General features: G+C 31.4%; 15 protein-coding genes. 8 read left to right on the top strand and 7 right to left on the bottom strand.

What is annotated here, in order from left to right; genetic code table 11:
• Positions 1-93: 93 nt before the first annotated feature.
• From Q0820_RS07250 to ribD, 4 genes are read right to left on the bottom strand one after another with little or no spacing between them, the layout of a single operon-like run.
• A complete protein-coding gene (locus Q0820_RS07250; protein ID WP_298486494.1) occupies positions 94-711 on the bottom strand; it encodes a YigZ family protein in 618 nt (205 codons plus the stop codon).
• Positions 711-1529 carry a GRP family sugar transporter gene (locus Q0820_RS07245; protein ID WP_366941647.1) on the bottom strand — a complete coding sequence of 273 codons (819 nt, stop codon included), beginning with the start codon at positions 1527-1529 and terminating at the stop codon, positions 711-713. Before Q0820_RS07245 ends, Q0820_RS07250 begins: the two co-directional genes overlap by 1 nt.
• Before the next feature lie 44 nt (positions 1530-1573).
• A complete protein-coding gene (locus tag Q0820_RS07240) occupies positions 1574-2179 on the bottom strand; it encodes an HAD family phosphatase (RefSeq protein WP_298486491.1) in 606 nt (201 codons plus the stop codon).
• Positions 2172-3239 (bottom strand): bifunctional diaminohydroxyphosphoribosylaminopyrimidine deaminase/5-amino-6-(5-phosphoribosylamino)uracil reductase RibD, encoded by a 1068-nt coding sequence (gene ribD / locus Q0820_RS07235; protein ID WP_298486489.1) that lies wholly within the window; start codon positions 3237-3239, stop codon positions 2172-2174. The genes Q0820_RS07240 and ribD overlap by 8 nt, the downstream gene beginning before the upstream one ends.
• A gap of 69 nt (positions 3240-3308) precedes the next feature.
• Between ribD and Q0820_RS07230 the strand changes: the two genes are divergently transcribed.
• From Q0820_RS07230 to Q0820_RS07215, 4 genes are all read left to right on the top strand, one after another.
• Positions 3309-3794 carry a GNAT family N-acetyltransferase gene (locus Q0820_RS07230; RefSeq protein ID WP_298486487.1) on the top strand — a complete coding sequence of 162 codons (486 nt, stop codon included), beginning with the start codon at positions 3309-3311 and terminating at the stop codon, positions 3792-3794.
• Positions 3795-3797: 3 nt separating this feature from the next.
• A complete protein-coding gene (gene prmC / locus Q0820_RS07225) occupies positions 3798-4652 on the top strand; it encodes a peptide chain release factor N(5)-glutamine methyltransferase (RefSeq protein ID WP_298486485.1) in 855 nt (284 codons plus the stop codon).
• Between the two features lie 5 nt (positions 4653-4657).
• Positions 4658-6655, top strand: coding sequence for an NAD-dependent DNA ligase LigA (gene ligA / locus Q0820_RS07220; protein ID WP_298486484.1), 1998 nt, complete (start codon positions 4658-4660; stop codon positions 6653-6655).
• A 90-nt stretch (positions 6656-6745) separates the two neighbouring features.
• A complete protein-coding gene (locus Q0820_RS07215; RefSeq protein ID WP_298486482.1) occupies positions 6746-7750 on the top strand; it encodes a sugar kinase in 1005 nt (334 codons plus the stop codon).
• Position 7751: 1 nt separating this feature from the next.
• Here Q0820_RS07215 and Q0820_RS07210 read toward each other — a convergent pair whose 3' ends face one another.
• From Q0820_RS07210 to Q0820_RS07200, 3 genes are read right to left on the bottom strand one after another with little or no spacing between them, the layout of a single operon-like run.
• Positions 7752-8198, bottom strand: a complete 447-nt coding sequence (locus Q0820_RS07210; RefSeq protein ID WP_298486480.1) for a GNAT family N-acetyltransferase — start codon at positions 8196-8198, stop codon at positions 7752-7754.
• Between the two features lie 2 nt (positions 8199-8200).
• The gene (locus tag Q0820_RS07205; RefSeq protein WP_298486479.1) at positions 8201-9112 is read right to left on the bottom strand and encodes a bifunctional UDP-sugar hydrolase/5'-nucleotidase; all 912 of its coding nucleotides are present in this window, start codon (positions 9110-9112) and stop codon (positions 8201-8203) included.
• 2 nt (positions 9113-9114) lie between these two features.
• Positions 9115-9879: a 5'-nucleotidase gene (locus Q0820_RS07200; protein ID WP_298486477.1), complete on the bottom strand. Its 765-nt coding sequence runs from the start codon at positions 9877-9879 to the stop codon at positions 9115-9117.
• A gap of 68 nt (positions 9880-9947) precedes the next feature.
• Here Q0820_RS07200 and Q0820_RS07195 point away from each other — a divergent pair, with 68 nt between their 5' ends.
• From Q0820_RS07195 to Q0820_RS07180, 4 genes are all read left to right on the top strand, one after another.
• Positions 9948-10481 carry a hypothetical protein gene (locus tag Q0820_RS07195; RefSeq protein ID WP_298486475.1) on the top strand — a complete coding sequence of 178 codons (534 nt, stop codon included), beginning with the start codon at positions 9948-9950 and terminating at the stop codon, positions 10479-10481.
• Positions 10481-11371: a 4-hydroxy-tetrahydrodipicolinate synthase gene (gene dapA / locus Q0820_RS07190; protein WP_298486473.1), complete on the top strand. Its 891-nt coding sequence runs from the start codon at positions 10481-10483 to the stop codon at positions 11369-11371. Before Q0820_RS07195 ends, dapA begins: the two co-directional genes overlap by 1 nt.
• 117 nt (positions 11372-11488) lie before the next feature.
• Positions 11489-12319 (top strand): outer membrane protein assembly factor BamD, encoded by an 831-nt coding sequence (bamD, locus tag Q0820_RS07185; protein ID WP_298486471.1) that lies wholly within the window; start codon positions 11489-11491, stop codon positions 12317-12319.
• Positions 12320-12331: 12 nt separating this feature from the next.
• Positions 12332-12664, top strand: coding sequence for a DNA-directed RNA polymerase subunit omega (locus Q0820_RS07180; RefSeq protein ID WP_211333210.1), 333 nt, complete (start codon positions 12332-12334; stop codon positions 12662-12664).

Here is a 12664-nt window from a genome sequence, read left to right as displayed (position 1 = left end):
GGGGGGAAGTCCACGAGGCATTAGAAGCAAAATTAGCATTGATTTTGACGCAAGCGTCGGAGCATTTAAATCTCGATTATCGAGTAAAAAATATTAGCAGCTTATTTTTTTAATTTTTATTTCGTGGTTTGCTTTAAAAATAGTTTCAATTTTGTTGGAATCTTTTTTGCGAACAGAAAAATGTAAGGAACAGTTCATTTCCATTTTTTGAGATTCTATTTGTAATTGGTTTTGCTTTATTATTCGCATTACTTTATCCATTTCTTTATAATCAAAAGTAACTTCAAAAGTATTTGTTAGTATTTGCTCTACAATTTTAGCTTCATTCAAAGCTAATTCTGCAGAGTTTCTATAAGCACTTATTAAACCACCAACACCCAATTTGGTGCCCCCAAAGATTCTAACAACAGCTATAAGTACATTTGTTACATCAAAAGATTTTATTTGCCCATAGATTGGCATTCCTGCAGAATTGTTAGGTTCGCCATCATCATTTGCTCTATAGTTTATTTTTTCTACTCCTAACTGCCATGCGTAACATACATGATTAGCAGTGTGGTGTTTTTTGCGAAGCTTTTCTATAATTGGTTTTACATCTTCTTCTTTTTGAATAGGGAATACATAGCCATAAAATTTGCTTTTCTTTTCTTTAGAAAGAACTTCATTAGAAGGTTTTAAAATGGTTCTATAGGTGTCTTTTTTTATTTGCATTACGCTAAAGCTACTAAAAGTATACTAATAATAGCTAAAGCAATACCACCCCAATTTTTTGTACTAATCTTTTCTTTAAATAGTAAAATACCTAGTAGTGTAGAAAACATAACTACAGCAACATTGTTTAAAGTAAATATAGATGCGCTATTATATTCTGGGTTGTTAAGTGCTTTTAAAAGAAAAAAAACTGAAAAATAATTTGGGATGCCTAAAACAATACCTCCAATAATGTTTTTAAAATTTATTTTTAGTGGTTTCTTTGGAGATTGAACTAAAATAAAACATGCCCCGATTATAGCAGCAGAGCCAAAAATCATGGCAGAGAAAAGGGGGAACTCTAAGGGGGTAACATGTTCTTTTTGAAAAAAGTTAATGGTAGTGTCAATAATGCCAGAACCAAAAAAAACAAGTGTGGGTAATAATAAGGCAGACGAATTAATTTTTGTATTGCTCTCCTTTATAGAGGCAAAGTAAACGGCTCCCATTGCTAAAAATATCCCTATAACTTTAAAAAATCCTAAGTGTTCTTTATAAATAATTACGCCAATTATAGCGGGTATAACAAAAGACATTTTTGTAGCTACAGATGCTACAGAAACACCTACTTTTTGGGCAGTAGCGGCCATTAAATTAAATACTACAATAAATAAAATGCCTAGAATAAGAGTTCCTATAAACCAAGGTTTTTCTATGACTGAAGAAATAGTAACGGATTCTTGATATAGAAAAAAGCCAACACTGCAGGCAACAACATAATTGGTTATAATAGCATATAGTGTTTGGACTTTGTAAATACTAAAAAGTTTAAATATCACAAAGATTAAACTAGAGAATAAAATACTTAGGCATAGATTTAACATTAAGGTAATTTAGTTTTTAAATTAATAATGTCATCAGAACCAACAAGTAAATTCCAACATCTAATCCCTAACTTTTCTGCGGCATCGGTATTTTCTTTAGTGTCATCAATAAAAAAGGTTTCTTCTGCTTTTAGATTGTTTTGTTCTAAAACATACTCGTAAATAGTTGCATTTGGTTTGCGTAATTGTATTTCATGAGAAAGGTAAAATTTCTCGAAACAGTTTTTAAATCTATTGTAATTTGTTTTTCCCATTGTTTTTATAACATGAGATATGTGAAGTGCATTGGTATTACTTAGTAAGAAAAGACGATAATTTTTCTCTTGCGCTAGTTGCTCTAAAAAATCTAATCTATATAAAGGGAAATCTAATAAAATAGAATTCCATGCTTCTTTTATTTTAGACTCGTTTGCTTCTGGGAAAATGGTAATTAAGTTTGCTGTAAAGTCCTTAGAAGATAATAGTCCTTGTTCGTATTCTTTTGCTAAAGAGTCTAATTCAGGTGTTAAAGAGGTAAAACCATATTTGGCGAGTTCTTTAAAAACAGCTTCTTTATCTAGATTGATGAAAATATCACCAAAATCAAAAATAATATTTTTAATCATTTTTTAGTAAAATTAATTGGTCGGTATCTATTTGGGTAGTTTGTATTTTTCTTCCGTTGCAAATAGGGGCTTTAATCCCTGAGCTAAAGTTGTTTTTTCCTTTAAAAATACGAGCTTCATCCCAGAGTTTGGAATCAATAAAAGTTTGTAGCGTTTTAGAGCCACCTTCAATTATTATGCTATTTATATTTAATTGGTGTAGGATATTGCAAATACGTTTTGCTAAATCTTTATCAAAAATAATGTTGTGGTAATTAATGTTAGGCTCTATAGTTGCACTTTTTTTTTCTGTAAAAATTATTGTTTTAATAGAGTTGTCTAGTAAGAAAGAATTTTTATTTATTTTCAAATCCTTGTCTAATACAATACGTAAAGGATTTTTTCCTTTCCAGTTCCTAGTGTCTAACTTTGGATTGTCCTGTATAGCGGTATTAGTTCCTACTAAAATTGCTTGTTCTTCGGAACGCCATTTATGTACTAGCTGTCTAGAATATGGGTTGGTAATCCAAAAAGGTTCTGGATTTTCTTTTCTTAAGGAGTTATCGGGTGCAATAAAACCATCAATAGTTTCTGCCCATTTTAAAATAATGTAAGGACGTTTTTTTACATGAAAAGTTAAAAAACGTTTATGATGTTCTTTACATTCTTCTTCTAAAACAGAAGTAATAACCGTGCAACCAGCATCTTTTAATTTTTTTATGCCTTTTCCGGCAACTTTTTCATGAGGATCTAAGGTGCCAACAACAACGGTTTTAATTTGTTTTTGTAGGATTAAATCTGCGCAAGGAGGTGTTTTTCCGTAATGGGAGCAAGGTTCTAAAGTAACATAAATTGTAGCTTCTTTTAGTAGGGAGGTGTCTGTAACCGAGTTAATTGCATTTACCTCTGCATGAGAGCCGCCATAAGGACTTGTGTGGCCTTCCCCAATTATTTTGTTGTTATGGACAATAACACTGCCAACCATGGGATTGGGTGCGGTATTTCCTAGGCCATTTTTGCCTAGTTGAATACAACGTAACATGTATTTTTCATGTATCTTCACTTCGCAAAAATAGAACATATACTTTTCTAATGATGCATAAAGTATAGAAATGTATAGAGAGTATATGGTTCTTAAAAATTTAAAATTGTGAATAATATTCGTATTAGAGAAATTGAGGAGAAAGACAATGTAGAGGTGGCAAAAGTAATACGTAAGGTGTTAATAGAGCTTGGAGTTCCTAAAGTTGGCTCTGCTTATGAAGATAAGGCTCTAGATTCTATGTATGAAAATTATAAAGAGCCTAATGCAATTTATTTTATAGTAGAAGAGAATGGAGTTTTATTAGGCTGCGCTGGGATTGCCAAATTAGAAAATTATGATGGGAATGTGTGTGAGCTTCAAAAAATGTATTTTTTAGAAGAAGCAAGAGGAAAAGGTATTGGTGCTAAGATGATAGATGTCTGTTTGGAAAAAGCAAAAGAATTTGGTTTTAAGAAATGTTATTTAGAAACGATGCCATTTATGAAAGCGGCTCAAAAATTATATATTAAAAAAGGATTTACCTATTTGGAAAACAAAATGGGGGATACAGGACATTATTCTTGCCCTGTTTGGATGATAAAAGAGTTGTAGTAGATGTTATTAAGAGAGATTAAAAATATTTATGAGATAGAGTTAAAGGAGGTGTATCCTATAACCGAAATTCAAAGCTTTTTTTATTTAGCAATAGATTTTTATTTACAATTACCACGATTTATATTAGCTACGGAGCCTAATTTAACCATTACAAAAGAAGAAGAGCAGCCTTTGTTTAATACACTAAGCAGGCTTAAATTACAAGAGCCAATACAGTATATTTTAGGAACTACAAATTTTATGAATTTAGATTTTACAGTAGATTCTAATGTCTTAATTCCAAGACCAGAGACAGAAGAATTGGTGTATTGGATATTAGAGGATTTAAAATCTAAAAAAGAGCAGAAATTAAAAATTCTAGATATTGGTACAGGTGCAGGTTGTATTGCAATTTCTATAGCTAAAAATTTTCCAGAAGCAGAGGTTTATGCTTTAGATGTTTCTAAGGGGGCGCTACAAATTGCTAAAAAGAATGCTGCGGATAATAATGTGGCTATTACCTTTATAGAGGAAGATATATTACAATTGCAATCTATTAATGTAGATTTTGATATAATTGTGTCTAACCCACCTTATGTTAGGGAGTTAGAAAAGGAACAGATGGCAGAAAATGTAAAGAACCATGAGCCAGATTTAGCATTATATGTTCCAGATAATAAGGCGCTTATGTTTTATGAAGCCATAAGTGTTTTTGCAAAAGAGAATTTAAAGTTAGGCGGTTTTTTGTATTTTGAAATAAACCAATACTTAGGAAAAGAAATGAAGGTTCTTTTGGAAGACAATAATTTTTTAGAAATTGAACTTCGAAAAGATATGTTTGGTAATGACCGAATGATAAAAGGGATAAAAGAATAAAGTAAATGAGCGTAAAAGAACAAATAGAAGCTTTACGAAAAGAATTAAGAATGCATAATTATAACTATTATGTGTTAGATAATGCTACTATATCGGATTACGATTTTGATATTAAACTTAAAGAATTACAAGTTTTAGAAGAAAAGCACCCAGAGTTTTATGATGCTTCTTCGCCAACACTAAGAGTAGGTGGGGAAGTTACCAAAAATTTTGAAACCATTGTACATGAAAATCGGATGTATTCTCTAGATAATTCCTATTCTAAAGAAGATATAGAAGATTGGGAAAAAAGAATACAGCGTGTTTTAGGAGATGTAGAAGTGCAATTTACTTGTGAGTTAAAGTATGATGGGGCTTCTATAAGTTTAACTTATGAGGAAGGTAAATTAAAACAAGCGGTTACTCGCGGAGATGGTTTTCAAGGAGATGAAGCAACAACGAATGTAAAAACCATAAAATCGGTTCCATTACAATTGAAAGGCGATTACCCTCCAAAATTTGAAATTCGAGGAGAAATTGTTTTGCCTTTTGAGGGTTTTAAAAAAATGAATGAAGAGCGTGTAGCTGCAGGAGAAGAACCTTATATGAATCCTAGAAATACGGCTTCTGGAAGTTTAAAGTTACAAGATAGTGCAGTAGTAGCAAAACGCCCACTAGACTGTTTGTTGTACGGTATTGTTGGTGAGAATACAGGAGTTACTTCTCAGTTTCAAATGTTAGAAAAAGCTAGAGACTGGGGGTTTAAAGTGCCAACAATAGCAAAACTTTGTAAAACCACTTCAGAGGTTATGGAGTTTGTAGAGTATTGGGATGTGCATAGACATGAACTTCCTTATGAAACCGATGGTGTGGTTATTAAAGTAAACAGTTTAAGATATCAAGAAGAGTTAGGGTATACTTCTAAATCGCCTCGTTGGGCAATGGCTTATAAATTTAAAGCAGAACAAGTCTCTACCGTTTTAAATGAAATAACTTATCAAGTTGGGCGTACAGGGGCAATAACACCGGTGGCAAATTTAGAACCTGTGTTACTAGCAGGTACTACAGTAAAAAGAGCTTCATTGCATAACGCAGACCAAATAGAGAAACTAGATATAAGAGAAAAAGATACGGTTTTTGTAGAAAAAGGAGGAGAGATTATTCCTAAAATAATAAAGGTAGATTTAGAAAAAAGACCAGAGGATTCTACAGTAACAAAATACATAACCCACTGTCCAGAATGCCATGAAGAATTGGTAAGAACAGAAGGGGATGCAAAACATTATTGTGTAAATTATTACGGTTGTCCGCCACAAATTACAGGTCGTATACAACACTACATTTCTAGAAAGGCAATGGATATTGAAGGTCTAGGAGGTGAAACCGTAGAGCTTCTTTTTAAAGAGGGGTTAATTACTAATTATGCAGATTTGTATACTCTTACGAAGGAAGATGTATTACCACTAGAGCGTATGGCAGAAAAGTCTGCTGAAAATTTAGTTGCAGGTGTAGCGGCTTCAGTACAAATACCTTTTGAGAGGGTAATGTTTGCTTTAGGTATTCGTTTTGTAGGAGAAACTGTAGCAAAAAAGTTAGCTAAAGCCTATAAAAATATAGATGCGCTTATGGTAGCAACGGTAGAAGAATTAATTTTGGTAGATGAAATTGGACAGCGTATAGCCGAGAGTGTAGTAGAGTTTTTTAAGAACGAAAAGAATGTAGAAATAGTAAATAGGCTAAAAGAATATGGCGTGCAGTTTGAAATTTCAGCAGACAAACTATTAAATCAAACAGAAAAACTAAAAGGGCAAACTTTTGTGGTTTCTGGAGTTTTTGAAACTGTTAGTAGAAACGATTTAAAGAAAATGATAGAAGATAATGGAGGGAAAGTAGGTTCTTCTATTTCTTCTAAAACTTCTTTTTTAGTTGCTGGAGATAAAATGGGACCAAGTAAATTAGCTAAGGCAGAAAAACTAGGTATTTCTATAATTTCTGAACATGAATTTATTGAAAAAGTGTCTTAATGCATCAATAGAGTATTACAATTAGTAGTTTTCTGTGTAGTTTTAATATTGTTTCTAGTTTAATTTTGTAACGAATTAAAGCATATTGGTATGAGTCAAATAGTAACATTTGGAGAAGTTTTAATGCGTTTGTCTCCTCCAGGAAATAGAAAATTTATTCAATCTAACAGATTAGAATTTTATTTTGGAGGGACAGAATTAAATGTGGGGATTTCTATTGCTAATTTTGGAGGCAGAGTAAAACATATAAGTTGTATTTCGGATGATTTTATTGGCAACACGGCTATTTCTTATTTAAATAAATTTGATGTAGATACCTCTTCTATTGTTAGGTCAAGTAGGCCTTTGGGAGTTTACTTTTTAGAGGTGGGAGCGGTAATGCGCCCAAGTGCTATTTCATACAATAGGTCACATTCTTCTTTTTCGGAAATTGAAGCTTCTATGGTAGATTGGAACTCCTCATTAAAAGATGCTACCTGGTTTCACTGGACAGGTATTACACCAGCCTTGTGTGAAGGAGCTTGTGAAACACTTAAAGAAGGTTTAATCTTAGCTCGTAAAAAAGGTATAACAGTAACTGCAGACCCCACCTATAGAAGTGGTTTATGGAAATATGGTAAAGATGCAAAATCTACCTTATCAGAATTATTAGAATATTCAACCATTTTTATAGGAGGTGTCAATGAAATTAATGAAGTTCTTGGTACAGAATACGGGTATTCTAATGAGGATTTTATTGAGGCAAGTAAATTGTTAATAGAAAAATATCCATCTATAGAGAAAGTGTTTGATAAAATTAGAACCTCACTAAATTCTTCTTGGCATAAAATTAGGGCTAGAATGTGGAATGGAAAAGAGTTTAGAGAATCGGAAGATTTAGATATTACCCATGTTGTAGATAGGATAGGAACTGGTGATGCGTTTGCTGCAGGTTTAATTTTTGGGTTACAACATTATGATGACTATAAAGCTATGGAATTTGGTAGTGCAGCTTGTGCTTTAAAACATACTTATGAAGGAGATGTAAATTTTGCTACTGTTAAAGAAGTGGAAGCAATTTTGGAAGGAAATACAACAGGTAGGTTAAAAAGGTAACCTAGACTTCTTTTTTAAAACACAAACTGTTCTTAACGCCTATATACTGTCCGTAGTTAGGAATAATGTTGTAATTACATTTTTTATATAAAGCAACCGCTTCGGTTTGTCTTATGCCTGTTTCTAAAATACAAGAAGTGTAATTTAGTTCTTTTGTCCAAGACTCTAGTTCTTTAAGAATTCTAGTAGCTATACCTTTTCCTCTTGTTTTAGGGGAAACATACATTCTTTTTATTTCCATAGAAGAGGTATTTAATAGTTTTATAGCGCCGCACCCTACAGGGATATCATTTACATAAACAACTAGAACATATTTTAAGCTTTGTATAGAGTTAAATTGATTATAGAAAGCATGTTCATCGCCATCTGTAATAGCTAAATAAGCGTCTAGTTCTTTTACTAAAACAATAAAATCTTTGTTTTTGGATGTTGTTCTTACTAATTTCATATTTAAACCTTTATAGAAACGCCATTATATTCTGTATTTGTAGTACCTCTAAAGTAAAAATCTACTCGCCCTAAATTTATACCAAAACAACCAACTTGGTTTACTAAAACTTCTCTGTTTTCGGCGTTTTTAACTATAGTTGGTTTTTCAAGAAAAGTATGGGTGTGTCCGCCAATAATTAAATCGGTATGTTTGGTTTTTGATGCCAGGGTAAGGTCGTCAGGATTTTGTTCTGTAGTGTACTCGTATCCTAAGTGAGAAAGACAAATTATTAAATCACATTTTTCTTCTTCTTTTAGCTTGGTTTCTATATCTGCAGCAATTTCAAAAGGGTTATGGTAAACCGTTTCTTTATATAAACTTTTAGATACAAGGCCTTTTAGTTTAATGCCTAGACCGTAAACGCCAATTTTAAGATTGTTTATTACGTAGGTTTTATAGGGTTTTGTAAAACCATCTAGAACAGTATTTGTAAAATCGTAGTTAGCTGTAATTAAATCAAATTTGGCATGTGGTAATTTAGAAAGTAAACCATTAATTCCATTGTCAAAATCATGATTCCCTATCGTGGCAGCATCATACTTAAGCATACTCATAAGTTTAAACTCTAATTCTCCACCATAAAAATTAAAATAAGGTGTGCCTTGAAAAATATCTCCAGCATCAAATAAAAGAGTATTTGGATTTTCATTTCTAATAGAATTTACTAGAGTAGCTCTTCTGGCTAAGCCACCAAGATTAGCAAACTCTGAATGACTTTTTGGAAAAGGGTCTATGTGGCTGTGTACATCGTTTGTGTGTAAAATAGTAATTTTAATAACCTCTTCCTTAATGCAAGAATCTAATGTTAAGCCTCCTAAGCCAATAAAAGCAGAAGAAGCGCTAGTATTTGTAATAAATTTTCTTCTGTTCATAATTATGTTTTTTTATAAAATCTATTATCTACTGTAGCCTGAAGAGTGTCTACTTTTTTAAAGTAATCTATGATAGCATTTCTAAATTTATAATCTAGAGGTGTAATAGTAATAGCATCTTTAAAAAACACCATATTGTCGCCTCCATTTGCTAAATAATTATGTGTTGCTACATAATACGTCTTATTAGGGTCAAAAATTTTATTTTGAATTTTAAAAGAAGCTAAACTACTGTCTTTGTTTAGTATAATTTGTGCACCAGAGATAGGATGGGCGGTGTTAGAATTTATTATAAAATGTACTAGTTCTTGAATAGATTTACCAGAAAGTTCTGCAACAACAATAGTATTTTCAAAAGGCATAATTTGATATGCATTTCTTGTGGTTACATTTCCTTTAGATAGTATAGAGCGTATACCGCCATGATTTATTAGAACAAAATCTATTTCTTTTTTAGAGATAGACTTAAATAGGGGATTAGCTTGGGTATACAAAAGGTCTGCTAATAAATTTCCTTCAGAAGTGTTGTATTCTCCGTCATCTGCAGTTATTTTCTTTGGAGTATAGGCAAGAGTACTGTCCATTATTTGGTTAATGTGCTGTCTATATGGAATAATATAAGATTCTAGAGCATCATTGTTTTTTAAATCATTAGAAATGGAAATTTGTTTAGCTTCTATTTTTGATAATTTTTTAGGAGGGTTAGAGCAAGCTACTACAAAACCAAATGTTGTAAATATAACAAAATGTGTTATTTTTAAATTCATGATTGTTTTTATTTTTGACCTGTCTAAACAAATGAAGATTCTTTACATTTGTATAAATGTAAAAATACATGTTTAACGGAATAAAAGATAAATTAAAACGTAAATCTGGAGCTAAATTTTTAAAGGCAGAATTAAGTAAGCCAAAAGCAGAAATTAAGCGTAAAAAAGGGATTACATCTATTGGCTGTATTGTAGATTTAGATAAGTTTGAAAACTCAAATTTGTTTTATGAATTTATAGAAGAATTTTCATTACGACCAAATGCTGTTAAAATAATAGGATATAAGAGTTTTTATGATAAAAACTCGCCATATTCTATTCCTGTTTTCTCTGGAAAAGATTTAGGTTGGAATGGAAATATAGAGAATAGTTACGCTTTAGAATTTCTTAGTCGGGACTATGATATGTTAGTAAACTATTATAATGAGGAAAACTTATTATTAGAGTTAATGACAGTAAAGACAAGAGCAAGAGTAAATGTTGGTTTTGTTGAGGTAGATAAGGTTTATAATGATTTAATATTAGATACTCCAATGAATAATTTTAAAGTTTTTAAAACAGAACTTAAAAAATATTTAAGAGTATTAAACGAAATAGAATAATGAAAGAATTGTTGGGTACAGGTGTTGCTTTGGTAACTCCTTTTAATGAAGATGGGAATGTAGATGTTATTGCTCTAACTACAATAGTAGAGTATAATATTAGCAATGGGGTAGATTATTTAGTGGTGCTAGGTACTACAGGGGAATCTGTAACACTATCTAAAGCAGAAAAGCAATTAGTTATAAATACAATTACTACTGCAAATGCAGGGCGTTTGCCAATGGTTTTAGGGGTAGGAGGTAACAATACAGCTTTAATAGTAGAAGAATTATCTACCGCAGACTTAAAAGATTTTGTTGCTATTCTTTCTGTTTCTCCTTATTACAATAAGCCTACACAAGAAGGAATATATCAACACTTTAAGGCTATATCTTTAGCGTCTCCAATTCCAGTTATCTTATATAATGTGCCAGGTAGAACGGGAAGTAATGTTTTGCCAGAAACTGTAGTTCGTTTAGCGCAAGATTTTGATAATATTGTGGCGGTAAAAGAAGCTTGTGGTGATATAGTACAAGTAATGGAATTAATTAAAAATACCCCAGATGATTTTCATGTAATTTCTGGAGACGACATTACGGCATTGCCTAGTGTTTTGGCTGGCGGTTCAGGTGTAATTTCTGTAATAGGGCAAGGCTTACCTAATGAGTTTTCTTCCATGATACGATTAGGATTAGAGAAGAAAGTAGAAGAAGCTTACGCATTGCATTACAATATGCAAGAAGGGATGCAATTAATTTTTGAAGAAGGCAATCCCGCTGGGATTAAAACAATTTTAGAATTGGCAGGCTTGTGTAAAGCCAATGTACGCTTACCTTTAGTAGAAGCAACATTAGAATTAAAGCAAAAAATTGAAACATTTGTAAAGCCGTTTATTGAGGTAACTGCATAAGTATTTTTGCAAGAAAGTTAAAACTAACATAAAAGCATTGTGGTATCCCATGAATGCTTTTATTTTAGCGTTGTAAAAATGTTTTTTATATCCATTGATAATTCCTAATTTTGCAGAATGTTTTTAAAGAAGAGTAGCTTTTTTTCCATTGTTATTGTTGCATTAGCATTTCAATCATGTAGTGAGTACCAAAAAGTACTTAAGAATGATGATGTGAAGGCTAAGTATGACATGGCTGAAAAGTTTTATAAAGAAGAAGATTTTAAACGTTCTAATCGTTTATTTGAGCAAATAGCTCCAAAGTATATTGGTAAGCCGCAAGGAGAAAGGGTAATGTTTTTCTTTTCAAATACTTATTTTCAAAGAAAAGATTATAATATGGCAGGCTATCAATTTGAACGCTTTATTAAATCTTACCCCAAAAGTGACAAGTTACAAGAAGCAGCATTTTTAGGAGCAAAAAGTTATTATATGCTTTCTCCTAATTATTCTTTAGATCAAACGGATACGGATAAAGCATTATTGAAATTACAGAATTTTATTAATACCTATCCAGATTCTGAGTATTTTAAAGAAGCAAATAAAATTGCAAAAGAACTTACAACTAAAAAAGAAAGAAAGTCTTTTGAAATAGCAAAGCAGTATAATAAGTTAGGAGAGTTTAATTATGAACTTTTAAAATCTGCAGTAGCAGCTTGTGATAATTTTGTTTCAGATTATCCTGGATCTATTTTTAAAGAAGATATTTTATATATAAAGTTACAGGCTACAACACACATGGCAATGAATAGTTATGAAGTGTTAAAAAAGGACCGTTTAAACAATGCAAGAGATGCTTATAGCGTTTTAAAGAAAAAATATCCTGAAACTAAATTTGGAAAAGAGGCGGATGACCTTCTTAAAAAAATTGAAAAAGAATTAAAAAGTTTTCCTACGGAAGCAAAATAAATACCTAGTATTATGAACATGAACGATTTAAAAAATTCAAAAGCTTCTGTTTCTACAAAAACCATTAATAAAAATGAGTTTGATAAAGAAACAGAAAATATTTACGAGGCTATTTCTATAGCATCTAAAAGAGCTATTCAAATAAACTCTGATATTAAAAAAGAACTTTTAGAAAAATTAGAAGAGTTTGCTACATATAGCGATAGTTTAGAAGAAGTTTTTGAAAATAAAGAACAAATAGAAGTTTCTAAATTTTACGAAAAACTACCAAAGCCACATGCATTAGCAGTAGAAGAGTGGTTAAATGATAAAATATACTATAGAAATACAGAGAAAGACGCATAA

This window comes from uncultured Maribacter sp. (genome assembly GCF_947495965.1).
GTDB lineage: Bacteria > Bacteroidota > Bacteroidia > Flavobacteriales > Flavobacteriaceae > Maribacter_B.
The sequence above is the reverse complement of the archived record's forward strand: the minus strand, read 5'-3'. Positions and strand labels throughout refer to the sequence as shown.

What these genes read in the sequence shown, in the direction of transcription:
- Q0820_RS07250 (WP_298486494.1), bottom strand. Translation starts at nt 711, where the DNA reads ATGCAAATAAAAAAAGACACCTATAGAACCATTTTAAAACCTTCTAAT.
- Q0820_RS07240 (WP_298486491.1), bottom strand. Translation starts at nt 2,179, where the DNA reads ATGATTAAAAATATTATTTTTGATTTTGGTGATATTTTCATCAATCTA.
- ribD (WP_298486489.1), bottom strand. Translation starts at nt 3,239, where the DNA reads ATGTTCTATTTTTGCGAAGTGAAGATACATGAAAAATACATGTTACGT.
- prmC (WP_298486485.1), top strand. Translation starts at nt 3,798, where the DNA reads ATGTTATTAAGAGAGATTAAAAATATTTATGAGATAGAGTTAAAGGAG.
- ligA (WP_298486484.1), top strand. Translation starts at nt 4,658, where the DNA reads ATGAGCGTAAAAGAACAAATAGAAGCTTTACGAAAAGAATTAAGAATG.
- Q0820_RS07215 (WP_298486482.1), top strand. Translation starts at nt 6,746, where the DNA reads ATGAGTCAAATAGTAACATTTGGAGAAGTTTTAATGCGTTTGTCTCCT.
- Q0820_RS07210 (WP_298486480.1), bottom strand. Translation starts at nt 8,198, where the DNA reads ATGAAATTAGTAAGAACAACATCCAAAAACAAAGATTTTATTGTTTTA.
- Q0820_RS07205 (WP_298486479.1), bottom strand. Translation starts at nt 9,112, where the DNA reads ATGAACAGAAGAAAATTTATTACAAATACTAGCGCTTCTTCTGCTTTT.
- Q0820_RS07200 (WP_298486477.1), bottom strand. Translation starts at nt 9,879, where the DNA reads ATGAATTTAAAAATAACACATTTTGTTATATTTACAACATTTGGTTTT.
- Q0820_RS07195 (WP_298486475.1), top strand. Translation starts at nt 9,948, where the DNA reads ATGTTTAACGGAATAAAAGATAAATTAAAACGTAAATCTGGAGCTAAA.
- dapA (WP_298486473.1), top strand. Translation starts at nt 10,481, where the DNA reads ATGAAAGAATTGTTGGGTACAGGTGTTGCTTTGGTAACTCCTTTTAAT.
- bamD (WP_298486471.1), top strand. Translation starts at nt 11,489, where the DNA reads ATGTTTTTAAAGAAGAGTAGCTTTTTTTCCATTGTTATTGTTGCATTA.
- Q0820_RS07180 (WP_211333210.1), top strand. Translation starts at nt 12,332, where the DNA reads ATGAACATGAACGATTTAAAAAATTCAAAAGCTTCTGTTTCTACAAAA.